Below are 24,419 nucleotides of genomic sequence, written 5' to 3' on the forward strand. Positions count from 1 at the left end.
TCGCGGTCGCCGCGTCCTGCCCGCTCACGCCGTGCCTCCGTGGTGGATGCCGCCCTCGCCGGGCGCTGCCTGGTGCGGGATGCGCGCCTCGGAGGGCGTCTGGGGTGCTTCGGCGGGGGTGGCGGCCGCCGCCTCGCGCTCGGCCACGACCTCGCGCACGGCGTCGACCACTCCCGCGTAGCCGGAGCAGCGGCAGAGGTTGCCGCACAGGGCCTGCCGGGTCTCCAGCTCGCTGGGGGCGTGATTGCCCTCCAGCAGGTCGTGGATGGTCATGGCCATGCCGGGCACGCAGAACCCGCACTGCACCGCGCCCGACCTGCACAACGCCTGCTGGACGTCCGAGAGTTCCCCGTTCGTCGCGAGCCCCTCGACGGTGCGGACCTCGCTGCCGGCGGCCGTGGCCGCCGGTACCAGGCAGGAGGCGACGAGCCGGCCGTCGACCTGCACGGCGCAGGCGCCGCATTCTCCCTGCGAGCAGCCGTCCTTGGCGCCCGCGAGACCGAGGCGCTCACGCAGCACGTACAGCAGGGACTCGCCGATCCAGGCACCGGTGACGGGCCGGTCGGCGCCGTTGACGCGCAGGACGTAGGAGGCCGACGGGTGCTCGTGGTGGGCGACGGCCCCGGCGTCCTCGTCCTCTTCCCCGTACGCCGCCACCGCGGCCGGGAGCCCTTCGCCGGTTCCCTCGTCCGGGAGTGCACCGACGCTGTCGGCGGTGTCCGCGACCGGGGTGCGGTCGACCGGGGGCTCCTGCGCGGCCGGCTCGTCCCCGGTCCCGGCGTCGGGCACCGCCGGGCCGTGCTCGCCGCTCGCCGCGGCCGCGGACTCCGGAGCGACAGCGCCCGGCTCGCCCTCGTGCGCGCCGCCGTGCGGGACCTCGTGCGCCCCGCCGTGCGGGACCTCGTGGGCGCCGTCCGCCCCGGCCTCGGGCCCCGCTTCGGGCAGCGCGCCGGGACCGGGGTCCGGTACGTGGCCGAATGCCGTGAAGCCGTGTCCGTCGGTGCCGCCGGGCTGCGCGGGCTCGGCGGCCGGCGCCTGCACGCGCACTCCGCCGAAGAGATCCAGGTTGTCGGGGGCCACCGGCTGCTCGGCGGCGGCCGGGGCGGCGGGGGCCGGCTCGGGGTACCCGACCGGCTCCGCGTACCCGGAGTACCCGGCGTGCCCCGCGTACTCACCGTGCCCCGCATGATCGGTGTGATCGGTGTGATCCGCGTGATCGGCGCCCCTGGCGCCCTCGGCCGGCTCCGGCGCCGGGCCGTGCGCCGCCTCGATGTCGTGCGGGGCCTGGTGCACCGGCTCGCCCTCGGGCAGGGGGGTGCCCACGCCCGGGCCGCCCAGCACCCGCGGCCCTCGTCCCGCGGCGCCCACTCCGGGCCCGCCGAGCAGCCGCCCGGCGGCGTGCGCGGTCGCGGCGGCGGCGGCCGACGCGGCGGCGGCCCCGTCCGTTCCGGGCAGCAGGCCCGCGCCGGTGTCCGTGTTCGGGTCCCCGGCCGGCTGCTGCGTCAGGTACGCCCAGGGCGCCGGGGCGCCGCCCGGCAGCGTCGCCGGGGCCTGGCTCCAGTCGGCGTCCAGCGCGCCCGGCCGGTAGTCACCGGGCTGCTCGGGGAATTCGGTGAACTCGGGCACGGCCCACTGCCCGGTCGTCGACGCGACCGCCTCGGGCTCGTGCACGGCCTGCGGGAACCGCCACTCGGCCGTCGCGCCCGGGTCGGTCGTCTGCTGCTCCGGTTCGGCCTCGGCGAACGCCGCCGCGACCGACGCGGGGATCGGGATCGACGCCGGAATGGGCCCGCCCACCGATCCGGACCGTGGACCCTGACCGGCACCGGCACCCGGCCCCTGGCCCTGCCCCTGATCCGCACCCTCGGCGGACCCCGGACCGGTCTGGCCGGAGCCACCGGCCTCCGGCCACTGCACCGGGATCGTCCACGTACCCGTGGCCGCCGGATCCGTACTGGCCGAGCCGAGCGGCACGATCATCGGCGGCGGCACGTAGCCGTGCCCGGGCGCCGCGAGCGGCTCCCCGGTGCCGAGCGCGTCCAGCATGTCCTGCGGCAGTTTCACGAAGGCCGTGGCCTCCGAGTCGTACTCGCCGCCCTGCGGGACCGGTTCCCAGCCCCAGCCCGCCGTGCCGTTCCCCTGGGTCACGTTCTTGTTCTCGTTCTCGTTCTCGCTCATGAGGTCAGCGCCCTCCCGAGGGCCCTGCGCGCCAGCACGGCCACCGTCCGCCGCAGATGCAGTACTCCGGGAGCCACCGGTTCCCCCTGGTCGGGCACGCAGGCGGCCGCGACGTACTCGCCGAACGCCTCCAGCGCCTCGGGGGCCAGGCTCCGTCCGCCGTCCCAGTCGATCAGCGAGGCCACCCACTGCTCGGCCTCCAGCGGCCGCAGCGGCATCGGGGCGACGGCGCCGATGGCGCAGCGCACGCCGCGGCGCGCGGGATCCAGTACGAGCCCCACGGAGGCCACGGCGCGCCCCGGCCCGGTACGGCCCGTGGCCTTCAGGAACACCTGCGGTGCGTGCAGCAGCGGGACCCGCACGAAGCCGATCAGTTCGCCGGGCCGCAGCATCTCCCGCCCGGCCAGCAGGTACGACACCGGGATCTCCCGCTGCCCGCCCGGGCCGACGATGACGAGTACGGCCTCCAGCGCGGCCAGCACGGGCAGTGCGTCACCCGTGGGCGCGGCGGTGGCGATGTTCCCGCCGAGGGTGCCGGCGTTGCGGATCTGCGGGGGGCCTGCGGCTCGGGCCGCGGCGGCCAGCGCGGGGATCAGAGCGGCGAAATCCGGCCGACCCATCCGTGCGTGCGTGAGGCCCGCACCGAGCAGCGCGTGGCCGTCCTGGTACTGCCATCCGCGGATCTCGTTGATCCGGCCCAGGCCCACCAGTGCGGCGGGCCGCAGCAGCCCCGCGTTGACGGCGGCCATCAGATCGGTGCCGCCCGCGACCGGTACGGCGGCGGGCATGGCGGTGAGCGCCGCCACGGCCTCGTCGAGCGAGGCCGGCAGCGTCACGGACTGCGCCGCCTGCGGGCCCTGCGGCCCCTGAGGTGAATCCAGTGCGTGCGGTGCGTGCGTGGTCAACCCAGCTGCCCCTTCCCGATGTCCCGGTCCCGGCGCTCACGCCTGTCCGCCGTACGGTACGTGCTCACCGCCGGGACGTGGCAACTCTGGCACATCTTCCGGGCCGCCCGGCGCGAGGGTCGGTCCGCTGCACCCGGCCCGCCCCGGGTGCCCCGTACGGGCCGTACGGGCCCGTCCCACCGCCTTCGGCGGCCCTCCTCCCCGATTGCCCGATTTTCCCTGTATCGGCGGAAATTGAGGGAGAGTTCCACTCCCGTTCCCTTTCGGTTCCGGTTCGATCCGTCACGGGCTTGTCACACGTTCGGGGGCGCGCCCTCGATCGGGCGCCCGAGCACACCGGGCCGCTGCTGCCGCGGCAACGGCCCGCCGGGCGGCCGATAATCGACCCCCTGCGCGGCCAACCGCGCGTAGTGCGCGGCCATCCGCCCCTCGAAGTGTGCGAAGTCGCGCTCCTCCGGCGCCGGCTGCCACGACCACACCACCTCGGCGAAGGCCGCCAGCCGCGGGAACACCTGGTAGTCGACGCGGTCCCGGTTCTCCATCACCTCGGTCCAGACGTTGGCCTGCGCGCCCAGCACGCGGGCGGCGGCCTCCGCCGACAGCTTCGGCGGCACCGGCTCGAAGCGGTAGACGTCCTCCAGGGAGCGCACGTACCCGATCGGCACCGGTTCGTCCGCGCCGTCCGCCTGCCGGTGGTCCAGGTACACCTGCTGCTCGGGGCACATGACCACGTCGTGCCCGGCCTCGGCGGCGGCGATCCCGCCCGCGTAGCCGCGCCACGAGGACACCGCGGCGCCGTCCGCGAGGCCGCCCTCCAGGATCTCGTCCCATCCGATCAGCCGGCGCCCGCGCTCGGCGAGCCAGCCGTCGAAGTGCCGGACGAACCAGGACTGCAGCCCGTCCTCCCCGTCCACGCCCAGCTCGCGGATCCGTTCCTGCGCGACCGCGGAGGCCTTCCACTGCGCCTTGGGGCACTCGTCCCCGCCCACGTGCACGAAGGGTGAGACCTCCGCCGGGAACAGTTCCAGCAGCTCCTCGAAGACCCCCTCGTAGAACCGCAGCACGGCCTCGGTCGGCGCGAGCACGTTCTCGGTGATCCCCCAGTCGTCCCACACGCCCAGCGCGGCGGTGTCGACCACGTCGGTGTTGCCCAGCTCCGGGTACGCGGCGATCGCGGCCTGCGAGTGCCCCGGTACGTCGATCTCCGGGACCACCCGGACGTGCCGCTCGGCGGCGTACGCGACGATCTCGCGGATGTCGTCCTGGGTGTAGTGGCCGCCGTGCGGGGTCTCGTTCCACAGCGGCGATGCCCGGTGCCCCCAGCGGCTGCGCGCCCGCCACCCGCCGACCTCGGTCAGCCGCGGGTGGCGCTTGATCTCGATCCGCCAGCCCTGGTCGTCGGTCAGGTGCAGGTGCAGCACGTTCAGCTTGTGCGCGGCGAGCAGGTCGATGTAGCGCAGCACCCCGTCCTTGGGCATGAAGTGCCGGGCGACGTCGAGCATCATCCCGCGCCAGCCGAACCGCGGGCCGTCCACGACGGAGGCGTACGGCAGGCTCCACGTGCGGCCGGGCAGCGGTGCCTTCCGGTACGCGTCGGGCCCCAGCAGCTGACGCAGCGTCTGGGCGGCCCAGAACAGCCCGGCCGCGGTCGCGCCCGTCAGCTCCGCGCCGTCCGGGCCGATCTCGATGCGGTACGCCTCGGGTCCCTGCTCCCCCGCGGCGCCGGGGTCGATCCGCAGCCGCAGCTGCGCGGTCACACCGGCCGCGGCGGCGGGCAGCTCCCAGCCGGTGGCCGCCCCCAGCTCCCGCCGCAGCCAGCGCGCGACCGTCCCGGCCCCCGGCCCGGCGTCGAGGACCGGCTCGGCCCCGAACGCGAAACGGCGTCCGTGCTCGTCGGGAACGGCGACCCGGGGTACGGGGATCAAGTCCATGCGTGAGCCCTTCACGACGGCGTGTTGCGCCCTGCGCAACGCTCGTTCCGCAGGGCGCTCGTCGCGCCGACCCTAACGCGCCCCGCGGGCACGGCAAAGACCCCCGGACGCGCTGGTGCGCACCGGGGGTCTCGGTCCCGCGAAAGAGGGTGGGCCGGGGGTCGGGACTACTTGTCCTTGCCGCCCTTGTCCTTGTCCCCGCCGGGGCCCATGGACTCGTAGATCTCCTTGCACATGGGGCAGACCGGGTACTTCTTGGGGTCCCGGCCCGGTACCCAGACCTTGCCGCAGAGCGCGACGACGGGGGTCCCGTCGAGCGCGCTCGCCATGATCTTGTCCTTCTGGACGTAGTGGGCGAAGCGCTCGTGGTCGCCGTCACCGTGCGACACCTGCGGCGTCGGCTCTACGAGGGTCCCCGTGCCAGTCCCGCGCTCGGGCTCAAGAGTGCTCATGGACCCAGGGTACTTAACCCCGCGCCCGTCAGTTGAGCGACGGGTCGTCCGGATAGGTGGCGACCATCGCGAGCTCGCTGCGCTGGCGGCGCAGCACCGCCCGCCACAGCCGCTCCGGATCCGGGAAGGACACGTCACCGGGCTCCGACTCCACCACGTACCAGGCGCCCTCGCCGAGCTCCGCCTCCAGCTGCCCCGGGCCCCAGCCGGAGTAGCCCGCGAAGATCCGCAGGCCGCCCAGGGCCGCGGCCAGCAGCTCCGGCGGCGTCTCCAGGTCGACCAGGCCGATCGCCCCGTACACCCGGCGCCAGCCGAGCGGACCCTCCTCGCCCGGGATCACCGCCACACCCAGGGCCGAGTCCATCGCCACGGGTCCGCCCTGGAAGACCACCCCGGGGGAGCCGGCGAGCGGCGCCCAGGGCAGCAGGACGTCGCCGACGCCCACGGGGGTCGGCCGGTTGAGGACCACGCCGAGGGAGCCCTGCTCGTCGTGGTCGAGCAGCAGGACGACCGCGCGGTCGAAATTCGGGTCCGCGAGGGCGGGGGTGGCCACGAGCAGCCGCCCTGTGAGGGAGGACACCTCGGTCATGCCGACATGATCCCGCACATTGGCCGTTTGCGGGGAGCGGGCGGAAAGATCGGATCGACCGCAGCTCAGGGCGCACGGCAGCAGCGAGGAGCGCGCATGGACGGAGTAGGCGGAACGCAACGCTCCGCCATGCGGTGGATACGGAGGGTGTTGTACCGAATTCATGACAGTCCTACGGCCACGTCGGCCTTACGAACAAGGGGGTGGTGGCCCTTACCCTTTTCCCTGGCCCCCTGCCCACCCCTCTCCGGAACGCGAGATTCATGACCGGCACAGACGATGTCCTGCTTGTCCACGGCGGTACCCCGCTTGAGGGCGAGATCCGTGTCCGCGGTGCGAAGAACCTCGTGCCCAAGGCCATGGTCGCCGCTCTGCTCGGCAGCGAACCCAGCCGGCTGCGCAACGTTCCCGACATCCGTGACGTGCGCGTCGTCCGCGGGCTGCTCCAGCTGCACGGGGTGACGGTCCGTCCCGGCGAGGAGCCGGGCGAGCTCGTGCTCGACCCCACCCATGTCGAGAGCGCGAACGTCGCCGACATCGACGCCCACGCGGGCTCCTCCCGCATCCCGATCCTCTTCTGCGGCCCTCTGCTGCACCGCCTCGGCCACGCCTTCATCCCGGGCCTCGGCGGCTGCGACATCGGCGGCCGGCCGATCGACTTCCACTTCGACGTGCTCCGCCAGTTCGGCGCGACCATCGAGAAGCGCGAGGGCGGCCAGTACCTGGAAGCCCCGCAGCGCCTGCGCGGCTGCAAGATCCGCCTGCCCTACCCGTCGGTCGGCTCGACCGAGCAGGTGCTGCTGACGGCCGTCCTGGCCGAGGGCGTCACCGAGCTCAGCAACGCCGCGGTGGAGCCGGAGATCGAGGACCTCATCTGCGTGCTGCAGAAGATGGGCGCGATCATCTCCGTCGACACCGACCGGACCATCCGGATCACCGGCGTCGACCGCCTCGGCGGCTACAACCACAAGGCCCTCCCGGACCGTCTGGAAGCCGCCTCCTGGGCTTCCGCGGCCCTCGCCACCGGCGGCAACATCTACGTGCGCGGCGCTCAGCAGCGCTCGATGATGACGTTCCTGAACACCTTCCGCCGCGTCGGCGGGGCGTTCGAGATCGACGACGACGGCATCCGCTTCTGGCACCCGGGCGGCCCGCTCAACGCCATCGCGCTGGAGACGGACGTGCACCCCGGCTTCCAGACCGACTGGCAGCAGCCGCTCGTCGTGGCCCTGACGCAGGCCTCCGGCCTGTCGATCGTCCACGAGACGGTCTACGAGTCGCGGCTCGGCTTCACCTCGGCGCTCAACCAGATGGGTGCTCACATCCAGCTGTACCGCGAGTGCCTGGGCGGCTCGGCCTGCCGCTTCGGCCAGCGCAACTTCCTGCACTCGGCGGTCGTCTCCGGCCCCACCAAGCTGCAGGGCGCCGACCTGGTCATCCCCGACCTGCGCGGCGGGTTCTCGTACCTGATCGCGGCCCTGGCCGCCGAGGGCACCTCGCGGGTCCACGGCATCGACCTGATCAACCGCGGCTACGAGAACTTCATGGAGAAGCTCGTGGAACTCGGTGCGAAGGTCGAGCTCCCGGGCGGCGAGCTCGTCTGAGCCGCTGACCGCGCGCGTCGCGTACGCACGAAGCCCCCCGGGCCCCGCACAGGGCCCGGGGGGCTTTCGCGTGCTCCGGCGAAGGCCGTACGGAGGCCGCGCGCGGGCCCACCCGGGCCCACCCGGGCCCGTACGGACGCCCGGTGGGGCATGCCGGCGGCATACCTGCCTCCGTCAGGCCCCTGACGGGCCCTCACAGGGCCTGCCGGGCCCGCCCGGGCCCCGCCCCCGCCCAGCGGGTCCACCGGTCCGCGTCCGCCCGTGTCCGGCCCCGGACAGACCGAAGGGCGGCCACCCCGCCCGGGGGTGACCGCCCATCGTCGTTCTGCGTACTACTGCCGTTCCAAAGGCCTGTGCGGCCTCCGGCGCCGGGGCAGGACTACTTGCCCTTGGCGGCTTCCTTGAGCTTGGAGCCCGCGGAGACCTTCACGCTGTAGCCGGCCGGGATCTGGATGGGGTCGCCGGTCTGCGGGTTGCGCGCGGTGCGAGCGGCACGGTGGGTGCGCTCGAAGGTCAGGAAGCCGGGGATGGTGACCTTCTCGTCGCCCTTGGCGACAATCTCGCCGACGGTCTCGGCGAGCGCGGCCAGAACGGCGTCGGCGTCCTTGCGGGTCACCTCGGCGCGCTCGGACAGAGCGGCCACCAGCTCACTGCGGTTCATGTTGTACTCCCGTGTTCAACTTGCCTTAGAGGCGTGAGATCGAAGCCGATGCTGCCAGGGCCCTAGGACAGTCCCCGGACCCGGGTCTGAACGTCAGACCCTCTCGCCCGGTTACGCATCCTGCCCCCACCAGCGGCGGGAAAGCCAATCCGGCACCCGTCGGGGTCACACGAAAAGCGCCACAGTCACGCCGCGGTGACGCTCCGTCCACGCCTTCGCTCACACGCCGCCGCGGACCGCGGACCCCGCGGGCATCCCCGCAAACCCTAGAGGCGGCCCGACGGGCCCGCATCTCGCGACGCGCCGGGAACGGGGCGCCGTGAGGGCCGTCACAGCGGGGCTCAGGCCCCCGAGGCCGCCTTGCGGACGGCGCCCGCGACCGCACCCGCGACCTTGTCGTTGAACACCGACGGGATGATGTAGTTCGCGTTCAGCTCGTCCTCGCCGACGACGTCCGCCAGCGCGCTCGCGGCGGCCAGCATCATCTCCGTGTTCACGGTGCGGGACTGAGCGTCCAGCAGACCGCGGAAGACGCCCGGGAAGACCAGCACGTTGTTGATCTGGTTCGGGAAGTCGGAGCGGCCGGTGGCGACGACGGCGGCGGTCTGCCGGGCGACGGCCGGGTCCACCTCGGGATCCGGGTTCGCGAGCGCGAACACGATCGCACCTTCCGCCATGGCCGCGACGTCCTCGCCGGACAGCACGTTGGGGGCCGAGACGCCGATGAACACGTCGGCGCCGACCACGGCCTCCTTCAGCGTGCCCGTGTAGCCCTCGGGGTTGGTGTTGTCGGCGATCCAGCGCAGCGGGGAGTCCGCGGCCGCGTCGACGAGGTCGGGGCGGCCCGCGTGCACGACACCGTGGATGTCGGCGCTCACCGCGTTCTTGACGCCCGCCGCGAGGAGCAGCTTGAGGATGGCCGTACCGGCCGCGCCGGCACCCGACATGACGACCTTGACGTCGCCAACTGCCTTGCCCACCACGCGCAGTGCGTTGGTGAGCGCCGCGAGCACGACGATCGCGGTGCCGTGCTGGTCGTCGTGGAAGACGGGGATGTCGAGGGCCTCGCGCAGCCGGGCCTCGATCTCGAAGCAGCGCGGCGCGGAGATGTCCTCCAGGTTGATGCCCGCGAAGCCGGGGGCGATGGCCTTGACGGCGGCCACGATCTCGTCGGGGTCCTGGGTGTCGAGGCAGATCGGCCAGGCGTCGATGTCGGCGAAGCGCTTGAACAGGGCCGCCTTGCCCTCCATGACCGGCATGGCGGCCATCGGGCCGATGTTGCCGAGGCCCAGCACGGCGGAGCCGTCCGTCACGACTGCGACGGTGTTGCGCTTGATGGTGAGGCGGCGCGCGTCCTCGGGGTTCTCGGCGATCGCCATGCACACGCGGGCCACGCCCGGGGTGTAGATCATGGAGAGGTCGTCACGGTTGCGGATGGGGTGCTTGGACGCCATCTCGATCTTGCCACCGAGGTGCATCAGGAAGGTGCGGTCGGAGACCTTGCCGAGGCTGACGCCCTCGATGCCGCGCAGCTTCTCGACGATCTCGTCCGCGTGCGCGGTGGAGGTCGCGGCGATGGTGACGTCGATCCGGAGCTTTTCGTGGCCGGATGCGGTCACGTCGAGGCCGGTGACCGATCCGCCGGAGGACTCCACGGCGGTGGTGAGCTGGGAGACCGCGGTTCCGCTCGCGGGCACTTCCAGACGGACCGTCATCGAATACGAGACGCTGGGCGCCGTTGCCATGGCCGTGTTCCTCTTCTGTCCCTGGTTCGCTGTAACACACAGAGCCCCGCTGCACAGCAGGTGCGGCAGGACCTGTTGTCCGATCGTCCCACCTACCAGCCAGTACAAGGTAACCAGCTACAAAATTCGGAAAGACTCTTCCACCATACGAGATACCAGGGGGGTTCGGAATGGTGGGTCCACACAAAACAGGTCCGCCCCCTCCACGGGTGGAGGGGGCGGACCTGGTGATTCCTACGTCTGTGACACCGACCCGCCATGCTCGCCTCGCGGCAAGTGGTCGCTCTGAGCGACGAAGGTTGGGCCCGGGGGCTTGGATCGAGTCGGTGCCGTACCCAGGCTAACAAAGGATCGCCGAATGTGATCCCCCTGCTCGCACTCGGTTCCGAGCACCACGCGCCTGGCCGCGGACCATCCGGCCGTACGGAGCCCCGGGCCGGGCGGGGGCCCGGCTGTGCACCGCCGCCCCGGGCCGTCCCCGCTACGGCAGCAGCAGCTCGGGCACCCCGTCGGCGTCCGGCTTGTCCCGGTCGGCCGAGACCACCGTCAGCTGCTGGGTCGCGCGCGTCAGCGCCACGTACAGCACCCGCAGGCCCGCCGCGGACTCGTCCGCGATCTCCGCCGGGGAGACGACCACCGTGGCGTCGTACTCCAGGCCCTTGGCCTCCAGGCTGCCCAGCGCCACCGCCCGCCCGCCCAGGTCCGCCAGCCAGCCCGCGGCCTCCGCGCGCCGGTCCATCGCCACGACCACGCCGACGGTGCCGTCCACCTGCTCCAGCAGCCGCCGGGTCTCCTCCCGCACCGCCGTGCCCAGATCGCCCTCGGCGGCCGTGAAGCGGGGCTCCAGGCCCGTGGAGCGCACCGCGGTCGGCGGCTCCATCCCGGGCATCGCCAGGCGCAGCACCCGGGAGGCGACCTCGGCGACCTCGGCCGGGTTGCGGTAGTTCACCGTGAGGGTGAACCGGCGGCGCGGGCGGCTGCCCAGGGCCTCGTCACGGGCCGCGGCCGCCTCCTGCGGGTCCGTCCAGGAGGACTGCGCCGGGTCGCCGACCACCGTCCAGGTGCCGTGCCGGCCCCGGCGGCCCACCATCCGCCACTGCATCGGCGTCAGGTCCTGGGCCTCGTCCACGATCACGTGCGCGTACTCGGTGCGCTCCGCCGCGAGCCGCTCGGCCCGCTCCCACTGGGTCTCCTCGCGGGTCGGCATCAGCTCCTCCAGCCCGCTGAGCTGGTCGAGCGGGTCCATCTCCCGCTTGCGCCTGGGCCGCGCCGGGGCGCCGAGCAGCTGCTGCAGCTCGTCCAGCAGCGCCACGTCGTGCACCGACAGGGGGCCCTTGCCGTCCGGGCCCACCCGGCGCAGCGAGCGGGCCAGCTGACGGGCCTCGCGCGGGTTCAGGTCCCGGCGCGACCAGCGCCCGAGGTGGCGCTCGTCGGCGAGCGCGGCGAGCACCGTGCGCGGGGTCAGCTCCGGCCACCAGGCGCCCAGGAAGCCGATGAAGGCGTCCTCGGTGGAGATGTCCTCGTCGAAGGCGGAGCGCAGCTCGGCCGCCAGCTCCGGGTCGCTGTGCCGGCCTGCGCCGCCGGACTTCGCGTAGAGGGCGTCGAGCAGCAGCTTGCGGGCGCGCGGGCGCAGCAGGTTGACCGGGGCGGTGCCGCCGAGCACGTTCTGCCGGATCCGGTTCAGCTCGTCGGCCTCCAGCTCCTGGCGGCGGCCGAAGGCCACCACGCGCAGCCGGTCGGGGGCGCCGCCGAGCTCCAGTGCGCCCCGTACGGCCTTGCGGAGCACCTTGAGCATCCGGGAGGAGCCCTTGATGCGGGCCACGGCCGGGGAGTCGTAGGTGGTGGCCTCCGCGCCGTCGACGAGCGAGCCCAGCGCCCGGATGGCCACCTGGCCCTCCTCGCCGAGCGAGGGCAGCACGCCCTCGGTGTACGCGACGAGCAGCGGGGTCGGCGAGACGATCAGGATGCCGCCGGAGTAGCGGCGCCGGTCCTGGTAGAGCAGGTAGGCGGCGCGGTGCAGGGCGACGGCGGTCTTGCCGGTACCGGGGCCGCCCGCGACCTCGGCGACGGAGGCGGCGGGGGCCCGGATGACCAGGTCCTGCTCGGCCTGGATGGAGGAGACGATGTCGCGCATGGAGTGCGTACGGGCCCGCCCGAGGGCGGCCATCAGGGCGCCGTCGCCGATGGCGGGGAGCTCCTGACCGTCCAGGAAGGCGGTGACCTCGGGGCGCATCAGGTCGTCCTCGACGCCCAGCACCTTGCGGCCCTTGGAGCGGATGACGCGGCGGCGCACCACCCGGCCGGGCTCCTTGGGCGTGGAGCGGTAGAACGGCGCGGCGGCCGGCGCCCGCCAGTCGATGACGAGCGGCGCGTAGTCGGAGTCCAGGACTCCGATGCGGCCGATGTGGAGCGTCTCGGCGATGTCGGCCTTGAGGTCCGCGCGGATCGCGTCGTCGGCGGGCTCGACGGAGGTGTACGCGCCGTCCGCGCCGCGCTCCCCGTCCTTGCCGAGCACCAGGTCGATGCGGCCGAAGAGGAAGTCCTCGAACTCGTTGTTCAGCCGGTTCAGGTGGATGCCCGCCCGGAAGACCTGCGCGTCGCGTTCGGCGAGCGCGCCGGGCGTACCCACCTGGCCGCGCTTGGCGGCGTCGTTCATGAGGAACTCGGCCTCGTGGATCTTCTCCTCAAGGCGTCGGTACACCCGGTCGAGATGCGTCTGCTCGACCGCGATCTCCCGATCGCGGACGGAATCCGCCGTGCTGTCGACAGCGGCATTCTGCGCGGCCACCAAGGCCCCCTTCTGACGTGCATGGGCGACCGTCAACCGTACGCGAATCGGCCCCCTGTCCGCACGCCCGTTCCGGAACCGGTCTCGGTGGGTGGTACGGCCCTCACCTGGGCCCGGCCGCCAGGGCCCGGCGGCGGTGCCGGGCGACGCGCTCCCGGTTGCCGCAGCGCTCGCTGGAGCACCAGCGGCGCCGGTGGCCCCGGGAGGTGTCCAGGTAGACGCGGGTGCAGCCGTCGCCCGCGCAGGCCCGCAGCAGCGCCCGGTCGCCGGGGTCGGTCAGCAGCTCGACGGTGTCCCGGGCGACGGCCGCGAGCAGCGCGCCGCACTCCACGCCGCCGCACAACTCCCGTACGAGGTGGCCTTCCTGGTCCCGTACGGCGCACAGGCCAGGGGGTGGTCCGGCGGCCAGGGCGTTGACCCGGGCGAGGGCGTCCTCGTCGGGTTCGGTGCCGAGCAGCTCCGCCCGTACGAGCGTTTCCACGTCGGCGCGCAGGGACCGGAAGGCCTCGGCCCAGTCGGGTCCCACCCGGACGAGCGGCGTCCGGTCGGGTACGAGGCCGGCGCCGGCGAGCCACAGCCGCAGCTCGTCACCGTCCCGGATCCCCTCGTGGGGGGTGAAGGTGGCCACCAGGTCCAGGCAGATCCGCCCGGAATCGAACCGCATGCCGTCAGCCTCCCGTCGTGGGGTGCCGTACCAGACTGCCGCCCGGCGGGTCCCAGCGGAAGCCCCCGAACCGGTGGGTCGTCCTCCCGCCCGCGCGGAGCGTCACCCGCGCTGCGCGGGCCCGTTCCAGCCTCGCCGGCGTTTGAGGCGCGGGGGATGTGCCGGCGCCCGCCGAAGGCCCGGGCCGTGATCAGCCGGAGGCGCTAGACGACCGGCGGGTCGTCGTGCAGGAGGCGCTGGAAGAGGCGGTGGTCGCGCCAGGCGCCGTTGATGTGGAGGTAGCGCGGCGCGAGTCCGTACGGCTCGAAGCCCGCCTTCGCCAGCACCCGCTGGGAGGCGAGGTTGTCGACCAGGGTGCCCGCTTCCACCCGGTGCAGGCCCAGCTCGTCGCGGGCGACCCGGCAGACCTCCTCCACGGCCGCGGTCGCCAGCCCCTTGCCGTGCCAGGCGGGATCGACCCAGTACCCGACACCGCCGCTGCACAGCGGCCCGTAGGCGATCGAGCCGAGGTTGATCGCGCCGACGGGCACACCCGTGGCCGTCTCGACGAACACGTACGGGACGATCCGCCCCGCGTCCCGTTCGGCGAGCACGCCCTCGAGCCGCTCCCGCTGGCCGGCCTCCGTGTAGAAGGCGTCCGGGCGGACCGGCTCGACGTGCGCCATGAAGGCCCGGTTGCGTGCGAACGCCTCGGCCAGGCCCGCGGCGTCGCCGAGCGCGACGCCCCTCATCTCAACCCCGTCAATGATCATCCCGGCACGCTAGCCGAGGACGCCCCTGGCCGTCACCGCGTCCGCGGGGAGCTCCCCGTACTTGGCCTCGCCGCCCGCGTCCAGCGACAGCCGGTACCCCCGCTTGACCACCGTCTGGATCAGGTTCGGGGCCCCGAGCGCCACCCGGAGGCGGGCCATCGCCGTCTCCACGGCGTGCTCGTCGCGCCCGGCGCCCGGCAGCGCCCGCAGCAGGTCGGCGCGGGCCACCACCCAGCCCGGCCGCCGGGCCAGCGCCCGCAGCAGGGCCATCCCGGCGGGCGGTACGGGCCGCAGCTGCGCGTCCACCAGGACCGCGTGCCCCCGGATCTCCACCCGGTGTCCGGCCACCGGCAGCACCCGGGCCCGGCCCGGCAGCTCCTGGCAGAGCAGCTGCACCAGCGGGCCCAGCCGGAACCGCTCCGGCTGCACCGTCTCCACCCCGTGCGCCTGCAGCGGCAGGGCGGTCACCGGCCCGACGCACGCGGACAGCAGCCTGCCGCGCAGCGCGTCCAGCACGGCGTCCTTGAGCCCCCGCTCCTCGGCGCGGGACAGCAGCGAGGCCGCCGCGGGCGCCGAGGTGAAGCTGACGGCGTCGACCCCGCCGCCGATCATCGCGTCCAGCAGCCGGTCCAGCGGGGCGAGGTCCTCGGGGGCCATCCACCGGTACACGGGGACCACCACCACCTCGGCCCCGCCGGCCCGCAGCGCCTCGACGAAGCCGGGCAGCGGCTCCCCGTGCAGCTGGAGCGCGATCCGCCGTCCGGCGACTCCCGCCGACAGCAGCCGCTCCAGTACCTCGGCGAGCGATTCCGAGTCCGGGGACCAGGTCTCCACGAGCCCGGCGGCCCGGATGGCGCCCTTCACCTTGGGCCCGCGCGCCAGCAGTTCGGCGGCCCGCAGCCGCTCCAGCAGGTCCTCTCCGACGCCCCACCCGTCGGCCGCCTCGATCCATCCCCGGAAGCCGATGGCGGTGGTGGCCACGACCACGTCCGGTGCGCAGGCGATCAGTTCCTTCGTGGCGGCCAGCAGCTCGCTGTCGTCGGCGAGCGGCACGATCCGCAGCGCCGGCGCGTGCAACACCGCCGCACCGCGCCGGCGCAGCAGCGCGATGAGCTCGTCGGCGCGCCGGGCGGCCGTGACCCCGACGGTGAAGCCCGCGAGCGGGCCGGTGTTCGTGTCGTCCATCGTGACCTGCCTAGTGACGCATGTGGGGGCGGTACGGGTGGACCGAGCCTGTCAACACGTCGTGTCGGACTCGGTTCACCCGTATTTCGCCCCGGTTACACCGACGTGAGCTGGGGTTTCGTCTCGACCCCGACCGTGTGGATCACGGTGGCCGCCGGGCGGCGAAGGTATACCGCCCAGGTCACCGCGCAGCACAGGGCGTAGAAGCCGAGGAAGGTGACGAAAGCAGCCGTTCCGGACCCGGAGGTGCGGAAGGCCTCGCGGAAGACCAGGTTGATGCCCAGTCCGCCGAGCGCGCCGACCGCCCCGATCAGTCCCATCGAGGCACCGGAGAGCCGTCGCCCGTACGCGGCCGCGCTCTCGCCGCTCATGCCGCGCGCCAGCGCCTTCGCCTGGAAGATGCCCGGGATCATCTTGTACGTCGATCCGTTGCCGAGCCCGCTCAGGACGAACAGCGCCACGAATCCGACGAGGAAGACCGGCAGCGAGGACCGCTGCGAGGCGAACACCACCACGCCGGTCGCCGCCGCCATCGCCACGAACGTCCCCAGGGTGATGCGCGCCCCGCCGAACCGGTCCGCCAGCGCCCCGCCCACCGGCCGGATCAGCGATCCGAGCAGCGGTCCCATGAAGGTCAGCGAGGCGGCCTGGAGCGGGGTGCGGCCGAACTGGGTCTGCAGCACCAGGCCGAAGGCGAAGCTGTAGCCGATGAAGGACCCGAAGGTCCCGATGTAGAGGAACGCCATGATCCAGGTGTGCGCGTCCTTCAGCGCCTCGCGGACCGCGCCGGTGTCGTTGCGGACGGGCGCCAGGTTGTCCATCCGTACGGCCGCCAGCACCGCCGCGATCACGATCAGCGGGATGTAGGCGCCCAGCAGGTAGCGGGGGTGGGAGGCGCCGGCGGTCGCGATGACCAGCAGGCCGGCCAGCTGGACGACGGGCACGCCGATGTTGCCGCCGCCGGCGTTCAGGCCCAGTGCCCAGCCCTTCTTGCGGAGGGGGAAGAAGGCGTTGATGTTGGTCATGGAGGAGGCGAAGTTGCCGCCGCCCACGCCGGTGAGGGCGGCGACGAGCAGGAAGGTCCCGTAGGAGGTCCCGGGCTCCATCACCACCATCGCGGCGACCGTCGGCGCGAGCAGCAGCAGCGCGCTGACGACGGTCCAGTTCCGGCCGCCGAAGCGGGCCACGGCGAAGGTGTACGGCACCCGCACGACCGCGCCCACGAAGGTCGCGGTCGCGATCAGGAAGAACTTCCCGGCCGGGTCGATCCCGTAGGCCGGTCCCATGAACAGGACCATCACGGACCAGAGCGACCAGATGGAGAACCCGATGTGCTCGGAGAACACGGAGTAGACCAGGTTGCGGCGGGCGGTCCGCTCCCCGGTCTCCTTCCAGAAGGTCTCGTCCTCGGGATCCCACTGCTCGATCCAGCGGCCCCCCTTGCGCGGTGCGGTCGTACCGGTCATCACACGCCTCCACAGCTGTCGCGTCCGTGGGAACGACCGTAGGAACGGCGCGTTTCGGCCCAGGTCCCCGCCGGATGACCGCCGGGAAACCTTGCTCTCACCCGCCGCGGCGGGCACCTGTGAGCGCGGCCGGACGCCAGCTCGCCGGGGGCACTTCCAGCCAGCCGCGTTCGGCGCTGAGGCCGGCCGCGGCCCGCTGCAGGGCTTCCAGACCGGGGTGGCCGAATCCCTTCCGCCACACCATGGACAGCGGGGACAGCGGTACGGGGTCGACCAGCGGCCGTTTCACGCTGCCGGGCATGTCGACGAAGTCGACGGTCACGAGCACCGGATTGCGGGTCTTGGCCATGACCCGGCCGAACTCGTCCTTGCCGATGGCCACCGGCGCGGGCGGCGCCATCAGGATGCCCCGCCCGGCGAACAGTTCGCGCGCGAGCCCCGTCCACTCCAGCGTCCGCGGGTTCCCGGCGCCCGCGTAAACGGTCTCCCCGGCGAGCGCGTCCAGCGGTACGGCCGCCCGTCCGGCCAGCGGGTGCCCCTCGGGCAGCAGCACGGCGAGCGGCTCGTAGCGCACGGGCCGGTGCTCTATGCGCGACCGCAACACCGGGTCCAGTCCGTCGGCGTACCCGAAGGAGACGTCGAGGCGCCCGGCGGCGACCTCGGCGGCTGCGTGGGTCAGCCCGCTCTCCCAGCGGGCCATCAGCTCACAGTCCGGGGCCAGCTCCCGGGCCCGCTCCAGCACCGTGCGCGCGGTGCTCGGCCCGTCGGTGTTCAGGTCGACGAGCAGGGGCCGGGGGGCGGCGAAGGCCGCGGCGAGCGCCTCGTGCGCGGCCAGCACCCGCTGGGCCAGCGGCAGCAGCCGCTCCCCGTCGGGGGTCGGCTCGACGGCGCGGGTCGTCCGGACGAACAGCGTGGTACCGAGGGTCTCTTCGAGCCGCCGCACGTCCCGGCTCAGCGCCTGCTGGGCGACGTAGAGCCGGGCGGCGGCGCGGGTGAAGTGCAGCTCCTCGGCCACGGCGACGAAGCCGCGCAGCAGCCGGGGATCCACATCGCGGGGCATCATCCCCGGAGACTAACAACAGATCGATGTGAATGGGCTCCGGACAGGTGTTGGACGGTTCGCCCGGTCCCGGCCGAGGGTGGTGGTCATGCCCCTCATGGCCGTCACCGGCAACACCCTCGTCCTCGCCGCCCCGCCCGCCCCCGCCGCCCGCACCCACGACGGTGCCGCCGGCCGGGCGCCCCGCACTTCCCCGGGCCGGCTGGACCCCTACCGCCGCCTGTTCGCCCTGCCCGGCACCCGCGGCTTCACCGCCGGGAACCTGATCGCCCGCCTCCCCATGGGCATGTTCGGGGTCAGCGCGGTCATGATGATCGCCGGGCAGCGCGGCTCGTACGCCCTCGCCGGCGCGGTCACGGCGACGGGCCTGGCCGCCACCGCGCTGGTCGCGCCCTGGACGGCCCGGCTGATCGACCGTCACGGCCAGGCCCGGATCGCCGTCCCGGCCACCCTGATCGCGGTCCTCGGCTCGCTGTCCCTGATCGTGTGCGTCCGTACCGGGGCCCCCGCCTGGACCCTCTTCGCCTCGTACGCCGCGACCGCCACCACCCCCAACATCGGCGGCATGTCCCGCGCCCGCTGGACGCACCTCCTGCAGGGCTCCCCCGGCGCGCACCACACCGCGATGTCCTTCGAGCAGGCCGCCGACGAGCTCTGCTTCATGCTCGGCCCGGTCCTGGCGGCCTTCCTGTGCTCGGCCGTCCTCCCGGAGGCCGGCACCCTCACCGCGGCCGTGCTCCTGCTGGCCGGCATGCTGGTCTTCACCTCCTGCCGCTCCACCCAGCCCCCGGTGACGGCGGGTCCCCGCCGCGGCTCGCCGCTGCGCTCCCTGGCCCCGCTGCTGCCGCTGTTCCTCGCCACGGGCGTGGTCTTCGGCTCGCTGGAGATCGCCTCGATCGCCCACCTCGACGCCCTGGGGCTGGGCGCCGCCTCCGGCCCGGTCCTGGCCCTCCAGGCGGCGGGCTCCTGCGCGGCCGGCCTGCTCTACGGCACGCTGCGCCCGCGCGGCCTGCGCACCTGCCTGGTGGCCATGGCCCTGGCGATGACCCTGCCCTGGGCGGCGGCGGCCACGGGCTCGCTCCTCCCGCTGGCCGGGGCCCTGCTCCTGGCGGGCATGGCCACGGCGCCGACGATGGTGACGGCGATGTCCCGCGTCCACGCCCTCACCCCGGAGGGCCGCCTCAACGAGGGCATGACCCTCGCGGTCACCGCCATCTTCGCGGGCATCGCCCTGGGCGCGGCCGCGGCCGGCACCCTGGTCGACCGCCTGGGCCCGTCGACGGCCTACGCCCTCCCGGCCGCGGCGGCCCTCGTCGCGCTGGCCGCCACGAAAGTCGTACCGGTTTCCGGTACCAGAGAGGTACCATAAACTCGTACTATCCGGAGAGAGGAGCGCACCATGTCCATAAGCGCCAGCGAAGCCAGGGCGACCCTGTTCCCGCTGATCGAGCGCGTCAACACCGACCACGCCCCGGTGCGCATCACCTCCAAGAGCGGTGACGCGGTCCTCATGTCGGCCGACGACTACGACTCCTGGCAGGAGACCGTCTACCTCCTGCGCTCCCCCGCCAACGCGCAGCGGCTGATGGAGGCCGTCGCACGCGATCGCGAGGGCGCCTCCACCGTCGTCAGGACGCTGGACGAGCTGAGGGAGTTGGCCGGGGGCGAGGAGTGAGGAGCGTTCACTTCGACCCCGCCGCCTGGGAGGACTTCCTGTTCTGGCTCTCCTCCGACCTGAAGATGGCCCGCCGGATCACTCGCCTGATCGGCGAGATCCAGCGGGACCCGTTCACCGGCATCGGCAAGCCCGAGCCACTGAAGGGCGAGTTGACGGGCTACTGGTCGCGCCGCATCGACGACGAGCACCGTCTCGTCTACCGGGCCGACGACAAGGAAGTGAAGGTCCTCAAGGCCCGCTACCACTACTGACACACGACAAAGGCCCCGCAGCCGAGAGGCTGCGGGGCCTTTGCCCACATGGGATGAGTGGAGATGGCGGGAATCGAACCCGCGTCCAACGGTGCAGAAGCAGGGCTTCTCCGAGCGCAGTCCGCTGCGCTTTTCTCAGCCCCGGAGATCACACGGACAAGTCTCCGACGGGCTCAGTCACTGTTTGGTTTCCCTCCAACCCCCGTGACCGGGGCTAGAGGTTTAGATCCCTAGTTGACGCCAGGATCCGGACCGGGACCACTTCCGGGCTGACGCTCCTCACAGAGGCTTCAGCTCACTGTTATTAGGCAGCGAGGGTGAAGCGGGAGTTATCGCTCTTGGAGTTGGCGATTATTGTTTGCGACATATGGTTAGCGAGATCATTGCCGCTTCCTCGGCTCGCTTCCCCTGCATCGACATCCGCTGTCGAAACCGATCATCCCCATGTTTTTTTAACAATGTGCTCCACCCCGGGGGGCGGTGCTGACGCCATGGTACGCGAAGTGGACCACCGCGTGCCAGATGATTAAACCGTGCCGCGCTGCTTGCGACGGATGGCCGAGATCGCCCGGTTCGTCTCGCGGGTGTCCTGCTTCTCCCGCATCGTCTGCCGCTTGTCGTACTCTTTCTTGCCCTTCGCCAGCGCGATCTCGATCTTCGCGCGGCCGTCCTTGAAGTACAGCGAGAGGGGCACGATCGTGTGACCCGACTCGTCCGCCTTGCGCTCCAGCTTGTTGATCTCCTCGCGGTGCATGAGGAGCTTCCGCTTGCGCCGGGCGCTGTGGTTGGTCCAGGTGCCCTGGCTGTACTCCGGCACGTGCACGTTGTAGAGCCAGGCTTCCCCGCCCTCCACCGACACGAAGCCGTCCACCAGCGAGGCCCGGCCCTGGCGCATGGACTTGACCTCGGTTCCCGTGAGCACGAGACCGCACTCGTAGGTGTCGAGGATCGCGTAGTCGTGACGCGCCTTCTTGTTCTGGGCGATCAGCTTGCGCCCTTTTTCCTTAGCCATAGTGCGGTCATTTTCGCACTACGGACCCACCCCGAGGCCACCCAATACCGTGACGGCCCGCTCCTCGACCGCCTCGCCCGCCGCCACGTCCGGGGTGATCCCGCTGCCGTCCAGGCTCCGGCCGGCCGGTGTGCGGTACGTGCCCACCGTCAGCTCGGCCACCGAGCCGTCCGGGAGCTCGGTCGGCATCTGCACGGAACCCTTGCCGAAGGTCCGGCTGCCCACCGCCACCGCCCGGCCCCGGTCCTGCAGGGCGCCCGTGACCAGCTCGGCCGCGCTCATCGTGCCGCCGTCGACGAGGGCCACCAGCGGCCGGGCGGTGTCCCCGCCCGGTGCCGCGTACAGGACCCGCTGGTCCCCCCGTACGTCGTACGTGGCGACCAGTCCGCCGTCCAGGAAGGCGGAGGCGGCGGTGACCGCCTCGGTGACCAGCCCGCCCGGGTTGCCGCGCAGGTCGAGCACGACCCCCTCGCCGGGCGGGGCCGCGCGGACGGCGGCCTTGACGCGCTCGCCGGAACCGCGGGTGAAGGAGGCGACCTTGATGACCGTGACCCCGTCCGGGCGCTGCCGCACGGTCACCGGCTCGGTGCGCAGCTGCTCGCGCCGCACGGTCTCGGTGAGGTCGGCGCCGTCCCGGCTCAGGTTCAGCACGACGGGGGTGCCGGCCTCGCCGCGCAGCAGGGCGACCACTTCGGCCACGGCCAGCCCGGTCACGGCGTGCCCGTCGACGCTCAGCAGCCGGTCCCCGGCGCGCAGTCCGACCCGGGCGGCGGGGCTGCCTGGCTGCACCTTGTCGACCTTGATCATGCCGTCGCGGGCCCGCTCGGCCCACACCCCGACGCCGGTCCAGTGGCCGTCGAGGCCCTCGGCGAAGGCGGCGTACTCACCCTGGTCGTAGACGGTGCCCCAGCGGTCGCCGCTGCGGCTGACCACTTCCTGGGCGGCCTTCTTCCCCGATTTCCCCTCGGCGACGGCCTCGGCCGCGGCGCGGGCGACCGCCTCGCGGTCGGCGGTGCCCGCCTCGCGCGGGGCCTCGGGCGCGGCGGCTCCGGTCGGGGCCGCGACAACCGCGGCGCCCTCCTCGCGGTCCCAGCAGCCGGTGTACGCGCCGGTGCCGACGGCGGCGAGGAAGGCCATCGTCAAAACGGCCCCGCGGCGCAGGCCGCGGGGCCGGAGACAGAAGGCGGGAATACTCGGCAAGCCCAGCATGGCGCCGAGTCTAGGACAAGGCCCGCGCCGGTACGGGTGGTTGCCCGGACCGCTCACGGGGCGCTTGTCACACCTTCAGGTACTTGCGCAGGGCGATGAAAGCGGCCACAGAGGGCATCAGGAGGCCGATGAAGAGCACGTACGGGAGCTTGGCCAGCACCGATCCCCAGCCCATGAAGTCGATGAGCTGGATCTTGTCCCGCAGGCCGACGCCGTGGTCGATCACGAAGTACTGCCCGGAGACGAGCATGGCGCAGGCGAAGACCGCGCCGATGAGGCCCGCGACGGCCGCCTCCATGATGAAGGGGACCTGGATGTAGAAGCTGGACGCACCCACCAGCCGCATGATCCCCGTCTCCCGCCTGCGGCTGAACGCCGAGACACGCACGGTGTTGACGATCAGCAGCAGCGCCACGATCAGCATGATCAGCATGATGCCGAGGGCCGCGTAGTTGAGGTAGTTGAGGATCCGGAAGAGGTCGTCGATCGCCTGGCGCTGGTCGTCGACGGTGTGGATGCCGTCACGGCCGGCGAAGGCGGAGGTGACCACCTTGTACTTCTCCGGGTTCTTGAGCTTGACCCGGAAGGACTCCTGCATCTGGTCGGGGGTGATGGAGGAGGCCAGGGCGGTGTGGCCGTACTGCTCCTGGTAGTGCTTGTACGCCTCGTCCGCCGACTCGTAGGCGACGGACTTCACCAGGGACATCTGCTTGAGCTCGGACTCGATCTGCTTCTTCTGCTCTTCGGTCACGGCGCCCTTGCGGCAGGTGGCGACGCCCCCGGCGCCGCCCCCCGAACCGTCCGGCTTCGCGGCGGCCTCGCCGGCCTCCTGGGCGTCCTGCTTGTTGCAGAGGTAGATCGAGACGTTGGCCTTGTCGTACCAGAAGCCCTTCATCCGGCCCACCTGCTCGCTCATGAGCATGGAGCCGCCGAACAGGGCCAGCGAGAGGGCCACGGAGATGATGACCGCGAAGGTCATGGTGAGATTGCGACGGAGACCGACGCCGATCTCCGACATGACGAACTGGGCGCGCATTGCGTCTCAGGGACCTTTCAGTGCTGGTAGCCGTAGACGCCGCGCGACTGGTCGCGCACGAGTCGGCCCTGTTCGAGTTCGATGACGCGCTTGCGCATCTGGTCGACGATCTGCTGGTCGTGGGTGGCCATGATCACCGTGGTTCCGGTCCGGTTGATCCGGTCCAGCAGCTTCATGATCCCGACCGAGGTCTGCGGGTCGAGGTTGCCGGTGGGCTCGTCCGCGATGAGCAGGGCGGGCCGGTTGACGAAGGCACGGGCGATGGCCACGCGCTGCTGCTCACCGCCGGAGAGCTCGCCGGGCATCCGCTCCTCCTTGCCGCCCAGGCCCACGAGTTCGAGGACCTGCGGGACGGCCTTGCGGATCTCGCCCCGGGGCTTGCCGATGACCTCCTGGGCGAAGGCCACGTTCTCGGCCACCGTCTTGTTGGGCAGCAGGCGGAAGTCCTGGAACACGGTCCCCAGCTGGCGCCGCATCTGCGGGACCTTCCAGTTGGAGAGCTTGGCGAGGTCCTTGCCCAGAACGTGCACCTGGCCGTGGCTCGCCCGTTCCTCGCGCAGAATGAGGCGCAGGAAGGTGGACTTGCCGGAGCCGGAGGAGCCGACGAGGAAGACGAACTCCCCCTTCGCGATGTCGAGGGAGACTTCTCTGAGTGCGGGACGGCTCTGCTTCGGGTAGGACTTGGAGACGCTGTCGAATCGGATCACGGGTGCACCACGGTCGCCGGGAGTAGGTGTGCGTGACCATACGCGAACGGGCGCGAGGTGTGGACCCGGCCTCCGGAGTTGTCCGATTTATCCCGGGCTCCGGGGGGTCCGGAACGTGATTGCCCGGACGGGCCGCGCCGAATGTCGGCGAAGCTGGCACAGTGGTAGGGGGAACGGTCTGGTTCCCCACGCCGTTATACGCAACGAGAAGCCCGAGGGGACGAGAGGAGGAGCGCATGACATATGACCGGCTCGTGTGCGCGAACTGCGCCGCACCCGTCAGCCAGGGCCGCTGCCCGGTGTGCCGGGCGAACCGGGAGCGCCTCCAGCAGGAGGGCCCCTTCTCCGGCCTGAACCCCGTGACCCTCATCGTGCTCATGGTGGTCCTCGTGGCAGCTCTGGTCCTGGTGGCCCAGCAGACCGCCTGAACCGCCCGGACCGCGCCCTGCCGCGGTGCCCGCGGTCTTCGTGCCGCGTACCGATCACCCACATGAGTAGGGGGCGGTGCCCCGGGGGGCGGGGGCGTGTGGAGGGTGGCGGGTGGGG

22 protein-coding genes and 1 other RNA gene are annotated in these 24,419 nt (G+C 72.7%); 5 read left to right on the forward strand and 18 right to left on the reverse strand.

The features are described from left to right. Positions 1-24 precede the first annotated feature (24 nt). From ACWGE1_RS17155 to ACWGE1_RS17175, 5 genes are all read right to left on the reverse strand, one after another. Positions 25-2,178: a 2Fe-2S iron-sulfur cluster-binding protein gene (locus ACWGE1_RS17155; RefSeq protein ID WP_453421322.1), complete on the reverse strand. Its 2,154-nt coding sequence runs from the start codon at positions 2,176-2,178 to the stop codon at positions 25-27. Continuing rightward, complete coding sequence (locus ACWGE1_RS17160) at positions 2,175-3,083, reverse strand: FAD binding domain-containing protein (protein WP_051779605.1); 909 nt, start codon at positions 3,081-3,083, stop codon at positions 2,175-2,177. Before ACWGE1_RS17160 ends, ACWGE1_RS17155 begins: the two co-directional genes overlap by 4 nt. A 293-nt stretch (positions 3,084-3,376) precedes the next feature. Then, positions 3,377-5,014, reverse strand: a complete 1,638-nt coding sequence (locus ACWGE1_RS17165; RefSeq protein ID WP_453421323.1) for a beta-N-acetylhexosaminidase — start codon at positions 5,012-5,014, stop codon at positions 3,377-3,379. Positions 5,015-5,181: 167 nt separating this feature from the next. Further along, positions 5,182-5,466 carry a DUF3039 domain-containing protein gene (locus ACWGE1_RS17170; protein WP_030010729.1) on the reverse strand — a complete coding sequence of 95 codons (285 nt, stop codon included), beginning with the start codon at positions 5,464-5,466 and terminating at the stop codon, positions 5,182-5,184. Between the two features lie 28 nt (positions 5,467-5,494). Continuing rightward, positions 5,495-6,055 (reverse strand): YqgE/AlgH family protein, encoded by a 561-nt coding sequence (locus ACWGE1_RS17175; protein WP_453421324.1) that lies wholly within the window; start codon positions 6,053-6,055, stop codon positions 5,495-5,497. A 263-nt stretch (positions 6,056-6,318) separates the two neighbouring features. On the opposite strand from ACWGE1_RS17175, the gene murA reads away from it, so the two are divergent. Further along, positions 6,319-7,659: a UDP-N-acetylglucosamine 1-carboxyvinyltransferase gene (gene murA / locus ACWGE1_RS17180; protein ID WP_453421325.1), complete on the forward strand. Its 1,341-nt coding sequence runs from the start codon at positions 6,319-6,321 to the stop codon at positions 7,657-7,659. Positions 7,660-8,038: 379 nt separating this feature from the next. On the opposite strand, the gene ACWGE1_RS17185 is transcribed toward murA, so the two are convergent. From ACWGE1_RS17185 to ACWGE1_RS17220, 8 genes are all read right to left on the reverse strand, one after another. Further along, positions 8,039-8,320, reverse strand: a complete 282-nt coding sequence (locus ACWGE1_RS17185; protein ID WP_007264399.1) for an HU family DNA-binding protein — start codon at positions 8,318-8,320, stop codon at positions 8,039-8,041. Between the two features lie 341 nt (positions 8,321-8,661). After that, positions 8,662-10,065, reverse strand: coding sequence for an NAD-dependent malic enzyme (locus tag ACWGE1_RS17190; protein WP_033224466.1), 1,404 nt, complete (start codon positions 10,063-10,065; stop codon positions 8,662-8,664). 481 nt (positions 10,066-10,546) lie between these two features. Beyond that, positions 10,547-12,853: a HelD family protein gene (locus tag ACWGE1_RS17195; RefSeq protein WP_453421326.1), complete on the reverse strand. Its 2,307-nt coding sequence runs from the start codon at positions 12,851-12,853 to the stop codon at positions 10,547-10,549. Between the two features lie 103 nt (positions 12,854-12,956). After that, positions 12,957-13,517: a CGNR zinc finger domain-containing protein gene (locus ACWGE1_RS17200; protein ID WP_453421327.1), complete on the reverse strand. Its 561-nt coding sequence runs from the start codon at positions 13,515-13,517 to the stop codon at positions 12,957-12,959. Between the two features lie 203 nt (positions 13,518-13,720). Continuing rightward, complete coding sequence (locus tag ACWGE1_RS17205; protein ID WP_453421328.1) at positions 13,721-14,269, reverse strand: GNAT family N-acetyltransferase; 549 nt, start codon at positions 14,267-14,269, stop codon at positions 13,721-13,723. 9 nt (positions 14,270-14,278) lie between these two features. Next, entirely contained in the window at positions 14,279-15,454 is a 1,176-nt protein-coding gene (locus ACWGE1_RS17210; RefSeq protein WP_453421329.1) for a uroporphyrinogen-III synthase, read from the reverse strand. 95 nt (positions 15,455-15,549) lie between these two features. After that, positions 15,550-16,920, reverse strand: a complete 1,371-nt coding sequence (locus ACWGE1_RS17215; protein ID WP_453421330.1) for a nitrate/nitrite transporter — start codon at positions 16,918-16,920, stop codon at positions 15,550-15,552. A 97-nt stretch (positions 16,921-17,017) separates the two neighbouring features. Beyond that, entirely contained in the window at positions 17,018-17,983 is a 966-nt protein-coding gene (locus ACWGE1_RS17220; RefSeq protein ID WP_453421331.1) for a LysR family transcriptional regulator, read from the reverse strand. A gap of 94 nt (positions 17,984-18,077) precedes the next feature. Between ACWGE1_RS17220 and ACWGE1_RS17225 the strand changes: the two genes are divergently transcribed. From ACWGE1_RS17225 to ACWGE1_RS17235, 3 genes are read left to right on the forward strand one after another with little or no spacing between them, the layout of a single operon-like run. After that, positions 18,078-19,349 carry an MFS transporter gene (locus tag ACWGE1_RS17225; protein WP_453421339.1) on the forward strand — a complete coding sequence of 424 codons (1,272 nt, stop codon included), beginning with the start codon at positions 18,078-18,080 and terminating at the stop codon, positions 19,347-19,349. Between the two features lie 30 nt (positions 19,350-19,379). Continuing rightward, positions 19,380-19,655 (forward strand): type II toxin-antitoxin system Phd/YefM family antitoxin, encoded by a 276-nt coding sequence (locus ACWGE1_RS17230; protein ID WP_030010371.1) that lies wholly within the window; start codon positions 19,380-19,382, stop codon positions 19,653-19,655. Then, complete coding sequence (locus ACWGE1_RS17235) at positions 19,652-19,909, forward strand: Txe/YoeB family addiction module toxin (RefSeq protein ID WP_453421332.1); 258 nt, start codon at positions 19,652-19,654, stop codon at positions 19,907-19,909. Before ACWGE1_RS17230 ends, ACWGE1_RS17235 begins: the two co-directional genes overlap by 4 nt. A gap of 55 nt (positions 19,910-19,964) precedes the next feature. Here the strand turns inward: ACWGE1_RS17235 and ssrA are convergent. From ssrA to ftsE, 5 genes are all read right to left on the reverse strand, one after another. After that, positions 19,965-20,353: a transfer-messenger RNA gene (gene ssrA, locus ACWGE1_RS17240) on the reverse strand. Positions 20,354-20,435: 82 nt separating this feature from the next. Next, the gene (gene smpB, locus ACWGE1_RS17245) at positions 20,436-20,921 is read right to left on the reverse strand and encodes an SsrA-binding protein SmpB (protein ID WP_453421333.1); all 486 of its coding nucleotides are present in this window, start codon (positions 20,919-20,921) and stop codon (positions 20,436-20,438) included. Between the two features lie 18 nt (positions 20,922-20,939). Continuing rightward, positions 20,940-22,130: a S41 family peptidase gene (locus tag ACWGE1_RS17250; RefSeq protein ID WP_453421334.1), complete on the reverse strand. Its 1,191-nt coding sequence runs from the start codon at positions 22,128-22,130 to the stop codon at positions 20,940-20,942. 67 nt (positions 22,131-22,197) lie between these two features. After that, the gene (ftsX, locus tag ACWGE1_RS17255; protein WP_453421335.1) at positions 22,198-23,166 is read right to left on the reverse strand and encodes a permease-like cell division protein FtsX; all 969 of its coding nucleotides are present in this window, start codon (positions 23,164-23,166) and stop codon (positions 22,198-22,200) included. Between the two features lie 17 nt (positions 23,167-23,183). Further along, on the reverse strand, positions 23,184-23,873 hold the full coding sequence (gene ftsE, locus ACWGE1_RS17260; protein WP_030011324.1) for a cell division ATP-binding protein FtsE: 690 nt from the start codon (positions 23,871-23,873) through the stop codon (positions 23,184-23,186). A gap of 236 nt (positions 23,874-24,109) precedes the next feature. Between ftsE and ACWGE1_RS17265 the strand changes: the two genes are divergently transcribed. After that, positions 24,110-24,301 carry a hypothetical protein gene (locus tag ACWGE1_RS17265; RefSeq protein WP_365198949.1) on the forward strand — a complete coding sequence of 64 codons (192 nt, stop codon included), beginning with the start codon at positions 24,110-24,112 and terminating at the stop codon, positions 24,299-24,301. The last annotated feature ends 118 nt before the right edge of the window (positions 24,302-24,419 follow it).

It is taken from the genome of Streptomyces sp. NPDC054932, from assembly GCF_053610205.1.

Bases quoted from the DNA above. Each gene is read 5' to 3' on its own strand.
- ACWGE1_RS17215 (WP_453421330.1), bottom strand. From the start codon at position 16,920: ATGACCGGTACGACCGCACCGCGCAAGGGGGGCCGCTGGATCGAGCAG.
- ACWGE1_RS17205 (WP_453421328.1), bottom strand. From the start codon at position 14,269: ATGATCATTGACGGGGTTGAGATGAGGGGCGTCGCGCTCGGCGACGCC.
- ACWGE1_RS17185 (WP_007264399.1), bottom strand. From the start codon at position 8,320: ATGAACCGCAGTGAGCTGGTGGCCGCTCTGTCCGAGCGCGCCGAGGTG.
- ftsX (WP_453421335.1), bottom strand. From the start codon at position 23,166: ATGCGCGCCCAGTTCGTCATGTCGGAGATCGGCGTCGGTCTCCGTCGC.
- murA (WP_453421325.1), top strand. From the start codon at position 6,319: ATGACCGGCACAGACGATGTCCTGCTTGTCCACGGCGGTACCCCGCTT.
- ACWGE1_RS17230 (WP_030010371.1), top strand. From the start codon at position 19,380: ATGTCCATAAGCGCCAGCGAAGCCAGGGCGACCCTGTTCCCGCTGATC.
- ACWGE1_RS17170 (WP_030010729.1), bottom strand. From the start codon at position 5,466: ATGAGCACTCTTGAGCCCGAGCGCGGGACTGGCACGGGGACCCTCGTA.
- ACWGE1_RS17155 (WP_453421322.1), bottom strand. From the start codon at position 2,178: ATGAGCGAGAACGAGAACGAGAACAAGAACGTGACCCAGGGGAACGGC.
- ACWGE1_RS17250 (WP_453421334.1), bottom strand. From the start codon at position 22,130: ATGCTGGGCTTGCCGAGTATTCCCGCCTTCTGTCTCCGGCCCCGCGGC.
- ACWGE1_RS17225 (WP_453421339.1), top strand. From the start codon at position 18,078: ATGGCCGTCACCGGCAACACCCTCGTCCTCGCCGCCCCGCCCGCCCCC.
- ACWGE1_RS17265 (WP_365198949.1), top strand. From the start codon at position 24,110: ATGACATATGACCGGCTCGTGTGCGCGAACTGCGCCGCACCCGTCAGC.
- ACWGE1_RS17200 (WP_453421327.1), bottom strand. From the start codon at position 13,517: ATGCGGTTCGATTCCGGGCGGATCTGCCTGGACCTGGTGGCCACCTTC.
- ACWGE1_RS17190 (WP_033224466.1), bottom strand. From the start codon at position 10,065: ATGGCAACGGCGCCCAGCGTCTCGTATTCGATGACGGTCCGTCTGGAA.
- ACWGE1_RS17210 (WP_453421329.1), bottom strand. From the start codon at position 15,454: ATGGACGACACGAACACCGGCCCGCTCGCGGGCTTCACCGTCGGGGTC.
- ACWGE1_RS17175 (WP_453421324.1), bottom strand. From the start codon at position 6,055: ATGACCGAGGTGTCCTCCCTCACAGGGCGGCTGCTCGTGGCCACCCCC.
- smpB (WP_453421333.1), bottom strand. From the start codon at position 20,921: ATGGCTAAGGAAAAAGGGCGCAAGCTGATCGCCCAGAACAAGAAGGCG.
- ACWGE1_RS17220 (WP_453421331.1), bottom strand. From the start codon at position 17,983: ATGATGCCCCGCGATGTGGATCCCCGGCTGCTGCGCGGCTTCGTCGCC.
- ACWGE1_RS17165 (WP_453421323.1), bottom strand. From the start codon at position 5,014: ATGGACTTGATCCCCGTACCCCGGGTCGCCGTTCCCGACGAGCACGGA.